Here is a 16993-nt window from a genome sequence, read left to right as displayed (position 1 = left end):
TTTTACTTATTTTTTAACTTCTGTGGTATCTTTTTGTGTGTTTGCAGCTGCATCTGTTTTAGGAGCACTATCGTCTACCCAAACTTCGCCTTCTGCTTCTTTTGGATCTTTTGGATTCGATCCTTGCAGCGATAGAATATAACTCGCTACTTTTTGAATTTCTTTTGGCTTAAGAGTCCCTTTCCAGGCAATCATCCCTTTACCGTCACGACCTCCGTTTGTAATAGTATGAAACAGGTTTTTAATTCCTCCTCCTAGAATCCAGCGGTCGTCTGTTAAGTTAGGTCCAATCTGTCCTCCTGCATCTGCGCGGTGACAAGCTGCACAATTGGTTGTAAAGATTTCTTTTCCTGCAGCTAAACTTGGTTCATCTGTAAGCAAGACAACAGTCTTTTCATCCATTAAATCCGGTGCTGTTTTTAAATATTCTTCAACATCAATTTTAGCCTGAGCCATTTCTTTTTTAAGTTCCATTTCCTGATCATCCGCTCCTAAAACATCGTAACGAACTACATAGATAACACCAAAAATGATACAGATGTAGAATAAATAAACCCACCATGGCGGTAAATTATTATCAAGCTCTTTGATGCCGTCATAATCATGATCCATCAATAAATCAGCTTCTTTAGACATTGGTTCCGTTTTAGTAAGTTTGTGCATTAGTTCTTTGAACCAAGTACTCTCTTGTAAACTTAAACTGTTTTCATATTCTAATTTTGCCTTTTCTTCCGGAGACATCAATTGATACATAATACGATTAACGGCACTAAGCGTGATTTCGATTGCAATCAAAATAAATAAGAAAACAAACAAAAAGACAGATACCATTGGGTACTTTACAAATGCCGGTTTATCACCTGAGTCTATAAAAAATTCCATCAAAGCAAATACGATGAAGAAAATCAACGGTACTCTAACATATACTGGGAAAAACTTTTTCATTTTTTATCTATCTTTTGAGATTACAACTTGTCCTTCTTCTAAAGGTATATTACTCATTTCCTGAATTTTATCTTTTTTATAAGAAAACACCCAAATGCCTAATCCTACGAAAAAGAAAAAGAAAATCAAGAGGGAAAGTATCGGGTAAATTTCTACACCCGATATCGTTTCCATATTGTGTTTTATTTGTTCGAACATAATGCTGTTATTTAGAAGTTTCTTTTACTTTAATATCAGTACCAAGTCTTTGTATATAAGCAATCAAAGCAACAATTTCTCTTTCATTCATAGGAATGAATTTCTCACCTTTAGCAGCTGCTTTTTTCTTACTGTCTTCGTAACTTTTTACGTAGTCAGGATCGCTTTCTAAATTTTTCTCAATTTTAAGCGCCTGATCTCTTAATGTTTTTTGTGCATTTGCAACATCAGCTTCTGTATAAGGAACACCAAGCGAAATCATAGCTTTCATTTTCTTTTGAGTTAAAGAAATATCCATTGGTTCATTATCAAAAAGCCATTTGTAACCTGGCATGATTGATCCTGCTGAAGTACTTTGCGGATTCCACATATGGTTAAAGTGCCAGTTATCATTATACTTACCACCTACTCTCAATAAATCCGGACCTGTTCTTTTTGATCCCCATAAGAATGGATGATCGTAAACAAATTCTCCTGCTTTTGACTGAACTCCATAACGTTCTACTTCACTTCTAAACGGACGAACTGATTGCGAGTGACAACCTACGCAGCCTTCTCTAATGTATAAATCACGTCCTTCAAGTTCCAGCGGTGTATATGGCTTAACACTTGAAATAGTTGGAATATTTGATTTGACCATAATCGTTGGTACAATTTGAATAATACCTCCAATTAAAATTGCAATTGTAGCCAAAATGGTTAACTGAATTGGTTTTCTTTCTAACCATGAGTGGAATTTTTCACCGCTAAGTCTGCTGCTGCTGATTTTTTGTAAAGCGGGAGCCTGAGCTAATTCATCTTCAATTGTCTGCCCTGCTCTAACTGTCATGATAATGTTATAAACCAGGGTTAACATTCCAATTAAGTACAAACTACCACCAATTGCTCTCATCCAATACATTGGCATAATGGCAGTTACAGTTTCAAGGAAGTTTCCATAAGTTAAAGTTCCGTCTGGGTTAAATTGTTTCCACATAGAAGCTTGTTGAAAACCAGCTACATATAATGGAATTGTATATACGATAATACCTAAAGTACCTATCCAGAAATGGAAGTTTGCTAATTTCTTAGAAAATAATGCTGTTTTTGTCATTCGTGGAATCAACCAGTAAATAATTGCAAACGACATAAATCCATTCCAGGCTAATGCACCAACGTGTACGTGTGCTACGATCCAGTCTGTATAATGCGCAATAGCATTTACATTTTTAAGAGATAACATTGGCCCTTCAAAAGTTGCCATTCCGTAACCAGTAATCGCTACTACAAAGAATTTTAAAACCGGTTCTTCACGAACTTTATCCCAAGCACCTCTTAAGGTTAATAATCCGTTGATCATACCTCCCCAAGATGGAGCGATAAGCATTACTGAAAATGCAACACCTAAATTTTGAGCCCAGTTTGGTAATGCTGAATATAATAAGTGGTGAGGTCCTGCCCAGATATAGATAAAAATTAAAGACCAAAAGTGAATAATAGATAATCTATAAGAGTAAATTGGACGATTGGCAATTTTAGGAACAAAGTAATACATCAATCCTAAGAATGGTGTTGTTAAGAAGAATGCAACTGCATTATGCCCGTACCACCACTGTACCAAAGCATCCTGAACACCAGCGTAAACTGAATAACTTTTTAATGCTGAAACCGGAATTTCGATGTTATTAAAGATATGCAGTACCGCAACGGTAACAAACGTAGCCAGGTAAAACCAAATCGCTACATATAAGTGGCGCTCTCTTCTACGAAGCATCGTACCAATCATATTGATTCCCATTACTACCCAAATTAACGCTATTGCAATATCAATAGGCCATTCAAGCTCTGCATATTCTTTAGAAGAAGTATATCCTAATGGTAAAGTGATTGCCGCTGCTACAATGATTAACTGCCAGCCCCAAAAATGCAGGTTACTCAAAAAGTCACTAAACATTCTGGCTTTCAGCAATCTTTGCATTGAATAATACATACCTGCAAAAAAAGCATTCCCAACAAAGGCGAAAATAACGGCATTTGTGTGTAAAGGTCTTAAACGACCATAACTAAGCCATGATATCCCATCTGTGATATTGGGAAAAAGGTACATAACCGCTAAGGTCAGCCCCACTAACATACCTACGACCCCGAAAAGGATGGTGGCATAAATGAATTTTTTTACAATTTTGTTGTCGTAATAAAACTGTTCCATTTCCATAATTTATACTTGTTTTTCTTCTATTGGTGAATTATTATTTTGGGAGGTAATTTTTGTCTCGTCGTCAAAAAGCATTCTGACTGAAGGTGTATAATCGTCGTCGTACTGACCAGATTTGACAGCGACAATGAAAGCGATAAAGAAACAAATCGCTACGAAAATACTTACTGAAATTAAAAGATAAATAACACTCATACCGTAAATTTATGTTAACAAAATTACTAGGTGATCGGCGTTTAAAACATGATAATTATCATAATCGAAGAATAATGTTAAATTTAGAAAAAATATTCTTACAATTATTTAAAATTATTCTAAATTACTCTTACTGAAATAGTTAGACATAATTGTCACGAAACTTACGATCGTAATTGTACTCAAAGGCATTATAATCGCAGCTACCAATGGAAGTAAATTTCCTGTAACCGCAAATGCAAGTCCTACAATGTTATAAAGTAATGATAAAGTAAAACTCATTTTGATTATTAAAATTGATTTATGAGAGAGCTTTAAAAAGTAATTTAACCGAGAAAATTCTCCTGCATCTAAAATAGCATCGCAAGCCGGCGAAAAGACATTGACATTTTCAGAAACCGAAATTCCTACATTACTTTGCGCCAAAGCCCCGGCATCATTTAAACCATCTCCTACCATCATGACGTTTTTTCCATCTTCCTGAAGTTTTTTAATAAACTCCAATTTCTGCTCTGGTTTTTGGTTGAAAACCAGTTCTGTATTTTTAGGTAAAATATTTTCCAGCGTGGTTCTTTCCCCGTCATTATCTCCCGAAAGCACTTTTATACTATAGTCTTTGCTGAGCGTTGAAAATAATTGCTCCAGACCTTCCCTATATTGATTTTGGAATACAAACTTCCCATAATACAAATTATCAATTTTAATATGAAGTGCCGTTCGTTCTATATCAGATGAATCTAGAACAGGACTTTCTACAAATACTGATGATCCAATTTTTACTTCTGTATGATCAATGACTGCCAAAATCCCTCTTCCGGTAATCTCCTGAAAATCATCAATTTTAATTCTTTTATACTCAGGCAAAAAGTCATATAACATTCGGCTTAACGGGTGATTAGATCCTAGAAGCACATTTTTTATCAACGTAAAATCCTCATCAGAAAGAGCATTTCCTTCGTAGGCGATATTTGATTTTTTATTGGTTGTAATTGTTCCGGTTTTATCAAATACTATCGTATCGACTTTTGCCAGCTGTTCTATTACCAAAGCATTTTTGAGATACATTTTTTGTTTCCCCATAATTCGAAGAATATTTCCGAAAGTAAAAGGTGCCGTAAGAGCCAGCGCACAAGGGCAGGCTACAATTAAAACTGCAGTGAAAACATTAAAAGCGGTATTAGCATCTATAAATATCCAATAACCAAAACCAGCAAATGCAATCAGCAGTAGAATTGGGGTGAAATACCGACTTATTGCATCTGTAATGGTTTTGTGTTTTTGCTGTACTTTTTTCTGAAAAACCTCATTACTCCACAACTGCGTTAAGTAACTTTGTGAAACGGAATGTAGAACTTCCATTTCTATTACTTTTCCAATCTGTTTTCCACCGGCAAAAACTTTATCGCCGGATTTTTTAGTAATTGGAACTGATTCTCCAGTTACAAAACTATAATCGATATCTGCTTTTTCGCTGATTAAAATACCATCAACCGGAATCAGTTCCTGATTTCTAATCAACAATCTGTTTCCTTTTAAAACATCATAAATGGGTACACTTTCCTCAGTTGTATCTGAATTTATTCTGGTTACGGCAATAGGGAAATATGATTTAAAATCTCTTTCAAAACTTAAAAAACTATAGGTTTTAATCTGGAACATTTTTCCGAGCAGCATAAAGAAAACCAAACTGGCTAAGCTGTCAAAAAAGCCTGGACCATGATCCATAACCATATCGTACGTACTTCGAACGAACATTACGATAATCCCTAATGCAATTGGAATATCAATATTCAGCATTCTGGTTTTAATACTATGATAAGCAGACACATAATAACCACTTGCCGAATATAAAAAGCTTGGCAATGCCAAAAGAAAAATTAAAACTCTAAAAAACGGTTTGTAGCTATCTAACCAAAATTCTTTCATCTCGAAATACTCCGGAAATGACAGTAACATAATGTTTCCAAAGCAAAAAAAGGCAACACCAAGTTTATACGTTAAGCTTCTGTCTACTTTTGTTTTTCCGGTTTCGTAATTTTCTAAACTAATATAGGGTTCATAACCAATTGAACTTAACAAATAGACAATAGATTTGAGTGAAACAGTTTCGGAATTAAAGGTGATTCTAACTTTTTTCTCCGGAAAATTAACTTGAGATGTACTTATGCCCGGCTGTAAACGGTTTAGATTTTCAAGAATCCAAATACAAGAGCTGCAATGAATATGCGGAATGTTAAGCGAAACTATTGCTGTATTTCCTTCCTGAAATTCAAGAATTTTAGCAAGAATAGATTCATTTTCTAAAAAGTCGTATTTTCCTTTAATGTCTTGCGGGGTGGCACCTGGAGATTTTTCAAATTCATAATAAGAGGTTAAATCATTAAGACTAAAAATTTCGTAGACTGTTTTACAACCAGTACAACAAAACTTTTTTTCATCAAAATTGATCTCTTCATTTTTAGGTATTTCTAACCCGCAATGAAAACAACTCTGCTCATTCATAATTTGCTTTTTAGATTCGACAAATATTCCAAATAAGTAGGTATTATAACTATGACATTTATCATAGTATAATTAAATCTAATTCTAAATTTATGGAAATAAAACGTTATAGTTGAAGAATTGACTATTTATTCCATTTTTTATGCGATAAAACTACCATTGAACAGCAATATTCGTTAATTTTGCAGTAAATTTTTTTGCTATGAATAAGTGTGATCAATGTATTGTAAGGCAGCTAACTTCTTTAAAAGCTCTTAACAAAGATGAAGTAATCAAATTGGCTAATAGCAAAACCACCTATACTATTAAAAAAGGTGAAGCTATTTTTGAGGAAGGTGAAGTTACGAATGGTGTTTTTTGTGTAAAAGACGGAATTGGCAAACTTTCTAAGTTAAGTGCCAATGGAAAAGATCAAATTGTAAAACTGGTTAAATCTGGTGAACTTTTAGGTCAGCGTTCTATGATAAGCAACGAGCCTGCTAATTTATCTGCGAAGGCAATTGCTGATATGGAAGTTTGTTTTATTCCTAAAACAGAAATTATCAATTTCTTTAATAACAACAATCAGTTTTCTTTAAACTTAATGCAGTCTGTATGCGAAGATTTAAAGGAATCAGATAATGATAAAATTGCTCTTGTTCAAAAAACGGTAAAACAGCGTTTGGCCGAAACTTTACTGCAATTGCATGACGAATTTGGCGAAAACACAGACAAAACTCTTAAAGTACAGCTTACAAGAGAAGAACTTGCCGGAATAATTGGAACGGCAACAGAAAGCTGTATCCGATTATTATCTGATTTTAATAAACTGGAATTAATTGAATTGGTTGGTAAAAAAATTATGTTGAAAAACATTAAAGCGTTAAAAAAACTATCCGAATAACTTATTGTTTTTTAGCTTCATTCCAAAAAACATCCATTTCAGCCAAGGTCATATCCATTAAAGGTTTTCCTAATTCTGAGGCTTTACTTTCTAAATACTGAAAACGTTTAATGAATTTTTTATTTGTGCGTTCTAAGGCATCCTCTGGATTAACATTTAAAAATCGGGCATAATTTATCATCGAGAATAGAACATCTCCAAATTCGGCTTCAATTTTATCCTGATCGCCGGCTGCAACTTCGACTTGTAATTCCTGAAGCTCTTCCTGAACTTTATCCCAAACCTGATGCGGTTCTTCCCAATCAAAACCAACACCTTTTACCTTATCCTGAATGCGGCTTGCTTTTACTAATGCAGGCAGACTTCTTGGAACGCCTTCTAAAACAGATTTTTTACCTTCTTTCAATTTAAGTTTTTCCCAATTCTGCTTTACTTCTTCTTCGTCTTTTACAACTGTATCACTGTAAATATGAGGATGACGATGAATGAGTTTATCGCAAATTTCGTTGCAGACATCGGCAATATCAAAATCGTTTGTTTCTGAGCCTATTTTAGCATAAAAAACAATGTGCAATAACAAGTCTCCAAGTTCTTTTTTAACTTCATTTAAATCATTGTCTAAAATGGCATCGCCTAATTCGTAGGTTTCTTCAATTGTAAGATGTCTAAGTGTCTGCAAGGTCTGCTTTTTATCCCAAGGACACTGCTCACGAAGTTCATCCATTATAATTAATAATCTTTCGAAAGCTTTTAATTGAAGTTCTTTGCTCATTTTTATATTTTAATATCCCAAATTTAGATTAATTTGTTGATTATTTTACGCTATAAAACAAAAAAGAAGACACATTTACTGATTTATTTATATAGATTCTTTAATTTTTCTTCCATTTAATTCCTGCACATTTCTAAAGTTATTTGCAGGCATGAGTTTCTTTAAATCTTTAATCATTTTAATAGAAACATCGATCTGATTTTTAAAGATAAACCATTGAACCCCTTCGGTACATGGCGGTGTAGTTAATGAACCTGTATAAGTATAATAGGTTCTATTTTGAGGAAGAACATTATTGATATTAAAATCATCATTAACCTTTACTGTATCATTTACTTTTGACGGCAGATATTTATCTAGAAAATCAAAAGTTTCATCACTTTCTTTATTTTCCTGAGCCATAACAGCAACAACCGCAAATTTTCCTTCTTTACTTTTATGAACCATATGAACAACTAAAGGATATCTTATCCCTTTTATAGTATGCTCTGCAGGTTCATGAAAATGGAATTGTTTTAGTTCGTATTGATCGCCATTAATTACAATGTAATCTCCAGGTTCAAAATCAAACTGAATAGTGTGTCCGTTGTTTATAACATCATGAATTCTGGTTTTCTGACTATAATGAAAATCAATTGGTTTTAATGTTTTATCTTTTTCAGTCTCTACAATATCAACTGGTGACTGTGCATTTCCTCCACAATCGTTCTGATCAATCTCTGACCAATGTTCCGGCCCGGTTTCTCCTTCGTAGTTCCAATGTTTTTTATGATGCTCCTCAGAAGTTTTTTCCGGTTCAGAAGAAGTTCCAGATTGTTCTGTCTCTTTTGATTTAGTATTACAAGCTGTAATTAAAACTAATAATAAAATAACTGCAAGATTTTTCATACTACTATTATTTTGGTTGGTTAAAAAATTAATTCAAAGTTCAATTATTTTTTCTAAATATCAATCAAAACACAAATAAAAAAATCACTAACAATCAAATAGTTACAAATTAAAACTCATAAAAACGTTTTTTAATACATAAAACTTGTCTTACAAATAAAATTTTATTGAATAAAAAAATCCTGCCAAGAAAACGATCTTAACAGGATTACTATTTTTGAATTCAGAAAAATTACTATTCTTCTTTTTTAGCTTTTGCTTTTTTAGCAGCCGGAGCTTTTTTTGGTTTTTCTTCTGCAGCAGGAGCTTCTTCTGGAGTTTCAACAGCAGCTGGAGCTAAATCTGTAACTAAACCTTTAGCCTGAAGTGTGTTGTACCAGTTTAATACTTTTTTAATATCTGATGGATAAACTCTTTCCTCATCATATTCTGGCAAAATTTCTTTGAAATAAGCACTTAATTTTGCGTTATCTTCTTTGTGAGAAAGAGCCTGACCTTTGTTTTCTTTAGCTGCAATTTTTTGCATTACTTCAGTCAATGGTTTTTCTCCTTCGTATGTATAAATTGAAATTTCTGATAATAAACTTACGTTACTTTTTAAGTTTACTGTAATTTTTTTTCCATCTAATAATGATTCTGCCACAAAACCTGTACGAGTCTGTACTTTCAATACATATAATCCTGGTTTTCCAGAAATGGCTAAAATTTTGTCTAAATTCATGTTTATTAAAATTAGTATTAAGAATTTTATTGTATTTTTTTAATGTTCTAAATCATAGAACACTTATCTGCCTTTTTTAGCTGCAGCAAATTTCATTCTGTACTCTTGAAACGTTTTGCCTTCAGTAATATTTTTTAATTTCTTTTGAATCAAACGCTTTTTAAGAGAAGATATTTTGTCTGTAAACAAAACCCCTTCTATATGATCGTATTCATGTTGAATAACTCTTGCAGCTAAACCGTCAAAAACCTCTGTTTTCATTACGAAATCTTCTTCGCAATATTCAATCGTAACAGTTGGTTTTCTGTAAACATCCTCGCGAACGTCAGGAATACTCAAGCATCCTTCATTAAAACTCCACTCCTCACCTTCTTCTTTAACGATTTTAGCATTGATAAAAGTTTTTTTGAAACCTTTTAATTCTTTCTGCTCATCTGATGGCAAATCTTCATCTTCACTAAAAGGAGCTGTATCGATAACAAATATACGAACCGGTAAACCTACCTGCGGTGCAGCAAGTCCAACACCGTAAGCATTATACATGGTTTCGTACATGTTTGCTATTGTCTCTTTTAAGTTTGGATAATCTGGCGTAACTGCCACTCCTACTTTTCTTAAAACAGGGTCACCATATCCTACAATTGGTAAAATCATTTGTTTTTATTTAATGTTTTATCTAATGAAAACTGTAATTTAAGTTCTCATAATTCAGCTGGCAAAAATAATAAAAAATAGTCAATGAATATTCTAATCGTCATATAATATCTTATTTTTTGACTGCGTGCCAAAATCTCATCCATAATTATGCCAAATTAATTCGTACAATTCTTACCTTTGTTAGTCAACCTCTTTTATATGTTTGATCGAATATCAAAATTTACAAATAGTACTTCATTTTTAAACGCCTCAAAAGTAACTATCGCTTCTGTTGTTCCTGTGCTGGTTCTGAATTTTTTAGGTCATTTTGAAATAGGTTTTACTATTGCCTTGGGTGCTTTTTACACTTATCCCAGCGACATTCCAAGTTCGTTAAGCCATAAAATTAAAGGACTTATTGTAGCTTCTTTTATAGTTTCGGGAGTAAATTTATTAGTCAATCTTGCTTATCCTTATCCTTTTCTATTTTATCCGTTTTTAGGATTTCTGCTCTTTTTATGTTCGATGATTTCCGTTTACGGGCAGCGTGCCACATTGGTTTCGTTTTCTGCTTTATTATCTATCTCATTATCATTTGGGCATTTGCACGAAGGCTGGGAAGCTTTTGAATACTCAGGTTTTATTTTTGTTGGAGGAATTCTATATCTTGTTGTTTCACTTGTATTTCACTTTGTGCAACCTTATAAATATATTGAGCTGCAAATTGCCGAAGGCATAAAACTAACAGCCAAATACCTAAAACTAAGAGGAGATTTATGGAGTCCTGAAGCGAATCGTGAAAAGATAATCGAAAAACAATTGGCCATTCAGGTCGATCTGAACCTGATTCACGAGGATTTAAGAAAAATGCTTATTGGCAATCAAAGTGCATCGGCAACTACGACTCAGAACAGGAAAATGCTTTTGGTTTTTATTACTTTGGTTGAAATTCAAGAACTTGCTTTATATACTTCGTTTGACCATAATAAACTTCACGAAAAATTCGCAAAACATCCTGAAGTTCTACGCACTTATCAAAATGTAGCTTACAAATTGGCTTCGACACTTAAAAAGCTTTCTAAAAATGTACATCATATTGCGGTTTATGTTGACAAAAATGATCTTAAAAATGAATTAGATGCTCTTGAATTTGCCATTTTTGATTATGAAAAAAGTTTAGGCAGAGACGAAGCGGCCGAAGGCGTTTTGATGCTTACCAATATGCTGAAATACGCTAAAAATCAGGTTGGGAAAATTAAAATTATTCAACGTGCTTTGTCATTAGCCATGCAGTCTTACAAACTTAAAGACAAGGATAAGGAATTAGAAAAATTCTTAACGCCTCAATATTATCCTTTGAGAACTCTTGTTGAAAATTTAAGCTATTCTTCGTCTATTTTCAGGCATTCGCTTCGATTGACCATTACGATTTTAATTGGTTTCTTTCTTGGAAAATTCCTGCCTTTTCAAAACGTGTATTGGATTTTACTGACCATAGTCGTCATCATGCGTCCGGGATACGGATTAACTAAAGAACGTTCTTATAATAGAATTTTCGGAACTATTTTGGGCGGACTTCTGGCTTTTGGAGTTGTATCTGTGGTTCAAAATCATGTTGCTTTGAGTATTTTCTCGATTGTGTGTATGCTTCTGGGTATTTCTTTTACTCAAATCAATTACAAGATCAGCGCAACGTTTGTAACGATGTATGTGGTTTTTATATACGGAATTTTAACACCGAATGTTGTCGATGTAATTCAGTTTAGAATAGTCGACTCGCTTGCAGGCGCAACTTTAGCCTTTCTTGCCAACCAGTTTTTATGGCCAGCCTGGGAGTTTATAAACACGCCAATTCATATCGAAAATGCGATTAGATCCAATAGAATTTATCTTAAAGAAATTGCCGATTTTTATAATCTGAAAGGAGAAATTCCTACTTCGTACAGATTGGCACGTAAAAATGCTTTTGTTGAAATTGGTAATTTGATGACTTCTTTTCAGCGTATGATGCAGGAACCCAAATCGAAGCAAAAAACAATGCCTTTGGTTAATAAACTGGTTGTTTTAAATCATTCGCTTTTATCGGCTTTAGCCTCATTATCGACCTATATTCAGTCGCATCAAACGACATCGGCTTCAGATTCATTCAACTATATCATTAAAACCATTTTATCCAACCTAGATAATTCGATTGCCATTTTAAGAAATGAAACCATTATAACGGATACCTTTTTTGACAAGGAAGATGTGACTTTACAGTTTGAAGAACTTAAACGCAGAAATTTCACTCGTCTTGCAGAAGATGATGAATTGGATAAAGAAACGCGTCAAGCTAAAATGCAGGAAGCTCAAATGGTAATTGAACAATTAATATGGATGAGTAATCTTGCGGAGAAAATTCTAAAAATAACTAAAGAATTAAAAGCCGTTAAAGCTGATTAAACAATCAAATAATTAAAATAAAAAAGGACTTAGTTTAAAACTAAGTCCTTTTTTATTTATCGAAAAGCTGATTATTTAATTTTTAAAACTTCAGCAGTATGTTTTCTTAATTCGGCTAAAAGCTCTGGTTTATCGTTTAGCGTTGTACCGTAAGACGGGATCATTTTTTTCATTTTATTTTGCCATTCCGGTGTTTTAACCTGGCTTGTAAAACATCTGCTGATCAGGTCAACCATAATCGCAACCGCAGTCGAAGCACCAGGAGAAGCTCCTAATAAGACTGCTAAAGTTCCGTCATGCGTACTAATTACTTCTGTACCAAATTCTAAAACGCCGCCGCCATTTTCACCTTTTTTAATAACCTGAACACGTTGTCCTGCTTTTTCTAATTTCCAGTCTTTAGAACGCGCACTTGGCAAATATTCGCGAAGCGCCTGCATTCTGTCTTTTGGAGACTGACGAACCTGCTCTATTAAATATTTGGTTAATGGAATATTGTGGAATCCCGCAGAAAGCATTGGGATTAAATTATTTGCTTTTATTGATAATGGTAAATCTAAATACGATCCATTTTTCAAGAAACGTGTTGAGAATCCGGCAAAAGGTCCAAAAAGAAGCGCTTTTTCACCATCAATTACACGTGTGTCAATATGCGGAACCGACATAGGAGGCGCTCCAACACTTGCTTTTCCGTAAACTTTCGCCTGGTGTTTTGCAATAACTTCCGGATTTGTACATTTTAACCATTGACCACTAACAGGGAAACCGCCATAACCATGACCTTCCGGAACATCTGCTTTTTCAAGCAACGGCAGTGAACCACCGCCTGCTCCAATAAATACGAATTTGGTATATGCTTTTCTTTTTTGACCTGTAGCTAAATCTGTAATTTTAATTCTCCACGATTTATCTTCGCGCTGTCTTAATTTTTTAACTTCATGGTTAAAGTATAAGGTAACTCCGTCCAGTTTTTCAAGATAATTGAACATGCTTCTGGTTAATGCACCAAAATTAACATCGGTACCAATTTCCATGTGGGTAGCTGCTAATTTTTCTCCAGCTTCTCTGCCTTCCATAACAAGCGGCATCCATTCTTTTAGCTGATTAAAATCAGTACTGAATGTCATTTCAGAGAAAATAGGATTTTTTTGAAGTGCTTCGAATCTCTTTTTTAGGTATTCTACATTTTTATCTCCCCATACAAAACTCATGTGAGGAACGCTTTTAATAAAATTTTCTGGAGAAGGTACTTTCTTTTCTTGTACTAAATACGACCAAAACTGGCGTGATATTTCAAAAGATTCTGCTATGCTGATTGCTTTTTTAGGATCGATACTTCCATCAGCTTTTTCTGGAGTATAATTTAATTCACAAAATGCAGAGTGTCCAGTTCCTGCATTGTTCCAGGCGTCCGAGCTTTCAGCTGCTGCGACATCTAGTCTTTCATAAATTTCAATTTTTATATCTGGTTGCAGCTCTTTTAAAATTAATCCAAGAGTTGCACTCATAATTCCAGCTCCAATAAGCACTACTTCACTATTGGAACGTATTGTATTGTCAGGCATAACAGTAATTTGTTTTTAAAGTGCAAAGGTACTTCTTTCAATTGCAAAAAAAAACTAATTTTTACATGATAAAAGTTAGGAAATTATAATTTTTTCTAAAAAAGAAAAATTAGTCAGAAATAAACTTAAAAACGCTTAGACGAGAGATAATCCTGAAGCATAATTGTTGCCGAAATTTCGTCGATCAAGCCTTTATTCTGACGTTGTTTTTTACTAAGTCCGCTGTCGATCATGGTTTGAAATGCCATTTTAGAAGTAAAGCGTTCGTCAACACGAACTACTTTCATATCAGGAAAAATATTTGAAAAATGCGTAACAAAACCTTTAATCACAGATGCACTTTCTGATGGCTCGCCGTTCATTTGTTTTGGTTCGCCAATTAAAACCGCTTCTACTTTTTCTTTAGCAAAATAATCCTTAAGAAAATCAATTAAAGTATGAGTTGGGATCGTAGTTAATCCTGATGCAATAATCTGCATTTCGTCAGTAACAGCAATTCCGGTTCTTTTTTGTCCGTAATCTATGGAGAGAATTCTTGGCATTTTATTTTTTTAGCAAATTTAATTAAAATAGTAATCGATGCTTTAAAATACCAATAACATAAACAGTATCCGCTTCAGAGTTAATTTTTATGACTGTAGTATATCCTTTAAAAATATAATCTCTAAAATTTTCATCATCAAAATATATAGATTTTTTAAAATGAAAAGGATTAATTAAATCCTTCTTTAACTTTTTTATTAAGTCATTTTTAAACTTTCTTGCAGCAACTGACTTATCTTTAGCTATATATCTTACAAGTTCTTTTAGCTGCAACACAAAATCTTCAGTAAAACTAACTTTCATATTTAGAAATAGTTTTTTCTAAGATTTCATCTAATTCTTCAAACGTACAAAACTTTGCTGTACCATTATCAATTTTAGCAGCTACAGCTTCTAATTTTCTTTTATTCTTAATAAAATCTGGATCAACAAAATTACTCTCCTCAACTATTTTCAATTCATCAGAAGAAAATGAACTTAATAATTTTAAGATTTTTTCTTTAATTTCAGGCTGAAATTCTAATCTAATTGCTTCCATAATACTTCATTTTACAATACAAATATAAAGCTTTTTGAATTGATGTTTTTACAATTTAACGTTCTCAAAAAAATCCATTCATTCAATCTTCCATATAAAAAACCCAAAAGGCCCGCCTTGAAAAATTCAAAACGGACCCGAACCTAAATATTTAAAAACCAAGAATTATTCTATCGATTAAATAATCTACTGAAAAAACCCTTATGCTCTTCTTCCTCTTCGTCTTGTGTTTCTTCATAATGAGCAAATTTTGCCTGAGCTTTTTCGTGCTCATAAATTAACTCTTTAATATATTCAACATAAGATCTCTTTTTTTCTTCTAAGAAACCAATTAAGTATTTCTCACTAAATTCAACACCGCTTGCCGATTCAATTTGAAGAAGTTTTTTATACAATGGCTCAATATGCATTGCGATAACTTCTTGCGGTACAGCTTGTCTTCTTCCAAAGTAATTTACAATAACCCCATTTTCATCTCTTGCAATATCAAAATCTGTAATTACCCAATAGTATCTTCCTGATTTCGCTAAATTCTTAACAATAGCATGAAAGTTTTTTCCGTTTTTAAGGTTTTCCCAAAGTACCTTAAAAATAACTTTCGGCATATCAGGATGACGAATAATATTATGCGGCTGTCCCATTAATTCATAATCTTCATAACCACATACATCAACAAAAACTTCATTGGCATATTCGATAATACCAAAAGCATTTGTTTTACTCATAATTACTTGTGTTTTATCCCATGTAACTTCTTTGTCTATAACAGTAACTGGCGTTCGAAGTTGATTTTCTTGATTCATGTCTTGTAGATTATATTATGTTTTTGGATTGGTATTTTATAATTCTAATTCCTTAGAATTGGTCAAACAAAAGTAGGTTGAAGAAAAAATTCAAAATCTGATATTTGTCATATTTTGATACAAAAAAAACTTTTACAGGATGTTTTTTAAAAATATCATGCTTATGTGGTTTTGAAAATTTATCAAATTAAAAACAAAATGTTACAAATGTAACTTTTTCAAAAAGGTTTTACTTTTTTGCTTTTCTACAAATAAGCTATCTTTGCCAAAAATTAAAACTTATGAATTCTTTACAGACTATAATTGAACAAGCTTGGGAAAACAGAGCTTTATTACAAGAAACAGCTACAACTGATGCTATTAGAGAAGTTATCGAATTAGTTGATGCAGGAAAATTACGCTGCGCTGAACCAGTTGGTGATAAATGGCAGGTAAACGAATGGGTTAAGAAAGCGGTTGTAATGTATTTCCCTATTCAAAAAATGGAAACATGGGAATCTGGAATTTTCGAATACCACGATAAAATGTTACTTAAAAGAGGTTATGCTGAAAAAGGAATTCGTGTAGTACCAAATGCGGTAGCACGTTACGGAGCGTATATTTCAAGCGGTGTTATTTTAATGCCTAGTTATGTAAATATTGGTGCTTATGTTGACGAAGGAACTATGGTTGATACTTGGGCAACTGTAGGAAGCTGTGCTCAAATTGGTAAAAATGTACACTTAAGCGGCGGTGTTGGTATTGGTGGTGTTTTAGAGCCATTACAAGCTGCTCCGGTAATTATCGAAGACGGTGCTTTTATTGGTTCTCGTTGTATTGTTGTAGAAGGTGTTCATGTTGGTAAAGAAGCTGTTCTTGGTGCAAATGTATGTTTAACTGCTTCGACAAAAATTATCGACGTTACTGGTGATGAACCAGTAGAAATGAAAGGTTTTGTTCCTGCACGTTCTGTAGTAATTCCTGGAAGTTATACTAAAAAGTTTGCTGCTGGAGAATTTCAAGTTCCATGTGCTTTAATCATTGGTACTCGTAAACCATCTACAGATTTAAAAACTTCATTAAATAATGCACTTCGTGAATACGATGTTGCAGTATAATATTTAAAGATAAATAAATTAAAAAATCCAAATTCCAATCTTATCAATTGGAATTTGGATTTTTTTTGCTT

The 16993-nt window shown here is 33.2% G+C and carries 17 protein-coding genes; 3 read left to right on the top strand and 14 right to left on the bottom strand.

Annotated elements, in window-relative coordinates; all coding sequences use genetic code 11:
- Nucleotides 1-6: 6 nt before the first annotated feature.
- The 5 genes from AC1RRQ_RS03040 to AC1RRQ_RS03020 form a co-directional block, all read right to left on the bottom strand.
- The gene (locus AC1RRQ_RS03040) at nucleotides 7-945 is read right to left on the bottom strand and encodes a cbb3-type cytochrome c oxidase N-terminal domain-containing protein (RefSeq protein ID WP_493021300.1); all 939 of its coding nucleotides are present in this window, start codon (nucleotides 943-945) and stop codon (nucleotides 7-9) included.
- A 3-nt stretch (nucleotides 946-948) separates the two neighbouring features.
- Nucleotides 949-1143 carry a CcoQ/FixQ family Cbb3-type cytochrome c oxidase assembly chaperone gene (locus AC1RRQ_RS03035; RefSeq protein ID WP_071637119.1) on the bottom strand — a complete coding sequence of 65 codons (195 nt, stop codon included), beginning with the start codon at nucleotides 1141-1143 and terminating at the stop codon, nucleotides 949-951.
- A 7-nt stretch (nucleotides 1144-1150) separates the two neighbouring features.
- The gene (gene ccoN, locus AC1RRQ_RS03030; protein ID WP_493021298.1) at nucleotides 1151-3337 is read right to left on the bottom strand and encodes a cytochrome-c oxidase, cbb3-type subunit I; all 2187 of its coding nucleotides are present in this window, start codon (nucleotides 3335-3337) and stop codon (nucleotides 1151-1153) included.
- Between the two features lie 3 nt (nucleotides 3338-3340).
- On the bottom strand, nucleotides 3341-3532 hold the full coding sequence (gene ccoS / locus AC1RRQ_RS03025; protein ID WP_493021296.1) for a cbb3-type cytochrome oxidase assembly protein CcoS: 192 nt from the start codon (nucleotides 3530-3532) through the stop codon (nucleotides 3341-3343).
- A 114-nt stretch (nucleotides 3533-3646) separates the two neighbouring features.
- On the bottom strand, nucleotides 3647-6034 hold the full coding sequence (locus AC1RRQ_RS03020) for a heavy metal translocating P-type ATPase (RefSeq protein WP_493021294.1): 2388 nt from the start codon (nucleotides 6032-6034) through the stop codon (nucleotides 3647-3649).
- Between the two features lie 202 nt (nucleotides 6035-6236).
- Here AC1RRQ_RS03020 and AC1RRQ_RS03015 point away from each other — a divergent pair, with 202 nt between their 5' ends.
- The gene (locus AC1RRQ_RS03015; RefSeq protein WP_493021292.1) at nucleotides 6237-6917 is read left to right on the top strand and encodes a Crp/Fnr family transcriptional regulator; all 681 of its coding nucleotides are present in this window, start codon (nucleotides 6237-6239) and stop codon (nucleotides 6915-6917) included.
- A 1-nt stretch (nucleotide 6918) separates the two neighbouring features.
- Here AC1RRQ_RS03015 and mazG read toward each other — a convergent pair whose 3' ends face one another.
- From mazG to def, 4 genes are all read right to left on the bottom strand, one after another.
- Nucleotides 6919-7689 (bottom strand): nucleoside triphosphate pyrophosphohydrolase, encoded by a 771-nt coding sequence (gene mazG / locus AC1RRQ_RS03010; protein ID WP_493021290.1) that lies wholly within the window; start codon nucleotides 7687-7689, stop codon nucleotides 6919-6921.
- An 87-nt stretch (nucleotides 7690-7776) separates the two neighbouring features.
- Nucleotides 7777-8577 carry a carbonic anhydrase gene (locus AC1RRQ_RS03005; protein ID WP_493021288.1) on the bottom strand — a complete coding sequence of 267 codons (801 nt, stop codon included), beginning with the start codon at nucleotides 8575-8577 and terminating at the stop codon, nucleotides 7777-7779.
- A 235-nt stretch (nucleotides 8578-8812) separates the two neighbouring features.
- Nucleotides 8813-9298, bottom strand: a complete 486-nt coding sequence (locus AC1RRQ_RS03000) for a DUF5606 family protein (RefSeq protein WP_493021286.1) — start codon at nucleotides 9296-9298, stop codon at nucleotides 8813-8815.
- Nucleotides 9299-9361: 63 nt separating this feature from the next.
- Nucleotides 9362-9952, bottom strand: coding sequence for a peptide deformylase (gene def, locus AC1RRQ_RS02995; protein ID WP_493021284.1), 591 nt, complete (start codon nucleotides 9950-9952; stop codon nucleotides 9362-9364).
- Nucleotides 9953-10153: 201 nt separating this feature from the next.
- Between def and AC1RRQ_RS02990 the strand changes: the two genes are divergently transcribed.
- Nucleotides 10154-12376 carry an FUSC family protein gene (locus AC1RRQ_RS02990; RefSeq protein ID WP_493021282.1) on the top strand — a complete coding sequence of 741 codons (2223 nt, stop codon included), beginning with the start codon at nucleotides 10154-10156 and terminating at the stop codon, nucleotides 12374-12376.
- Between the two features lie 71 nt (nucleotides 12377-12447).
- On the opposite strand, the gene AC1RRQ_RS02985 is transcribed toward AC1RRQ_RS02990, so the two are convergent.
- From AC1RRQ_RS02985 to AC1RRQ_RS02965, 5 genes are all read right to left on the bottom strand, one after another.
- Nucleotides 12448-13941 carry a malate:quinone oxidoreductase gene (locus tag AC1RRQ_RS02985; RefSeq protein ID WP_493021280.1) on the bottom strand — a complete coding sequence of 498 codons (1494 nt, stop codon included), beginning with the start codon at nucleotides 13939-13941 and terminating at the stop codon, nucleotides 12448-12450.
- A 125-nt stretch (nucleotides 13942-14066) separates the two neighbouring features.
- Nucleotides 14067-14483, bottom strand: coding sequence for a Holliday junction resolvase RuvX (gene ruvX / locus AC1RRQ_RS02980; RefSeq protein ID WP_493021279.1), 417 nt, complete (start codon nucleotides 14481-14483; stop codon nucleotides 14067-14069).
- A 22-nt stretch (nucleotides 14484-14505) separates the two neighbouring features.
- On the bottom strand, nucleotides 14506-14787 hold the full coding sequence (locus AC1RRQ_RS02975; RefSeq protein ID WP_493021277.1) for a type II toxin-antitoxin system RelE/ParE family toxin: 282 nt from the start codon (nucleotides 14785-14787) through the stop codon (nucleotides 14506-14508).
- The gene (locus tag AC1RRQ_RS02970; RefSeq protein ID WP_493021275.1) at nucleotides 14777-15022 is read right to left on the bottom strand and encodes a hypothetical protein; all 246 of its coding nucleotides are present in this window, start codon (nucleotides 15020-15022) and stop codon (nucleotides 14777-14779) included. Before AC1RRQ_RS02970 ends, AC1RRQ_RS02975 begins: the two co-directional genes overlap by 11 nt.
- A gap of 170 nt (nucleotides 15023-15192) precedes the next feature.
- Nucleotides 15193-15825, bottom strand: coding sequence for a PAS domain-containing protein (locus AC1RRQ_RS02965; protein ID WP_493021273.1), 633 nt, complete (start codon nucleotides 15823-15825; stop codon nucleotides 15193-15195).
- A 281-nt stretch (nucleotides 15826-16106) separates the two neighbouring features.
- Between AC1RRQ_RS02965 and AC1RRQ_RS02960 the strand changes: the two genes are divergently transcribed.
- Nucleotides 16107-16922: a 2,3,4,5-tetrahydropyridine-2,6-dicarboxylate N-succinyltransferase gene (locus AC1RRQ_RS02960; RefSeq protein ID WP_035683702.1), complete on the top strand. Its 816-nt coding sequence runs from the start codon at nucleotides 16107-16109 to the stop codon at nucleotides 16920-16922.
- The last annotated feature ends 71 nt before the right edge of the window (nucleotides 16923-16993 follow it).

The organism is Flavobacterium sp. GW821-FHT12A05, from assembly GCF_058807735.1.
This window is presented reverse-complemented; position numbering and strand designations above follow the sequence as displayed.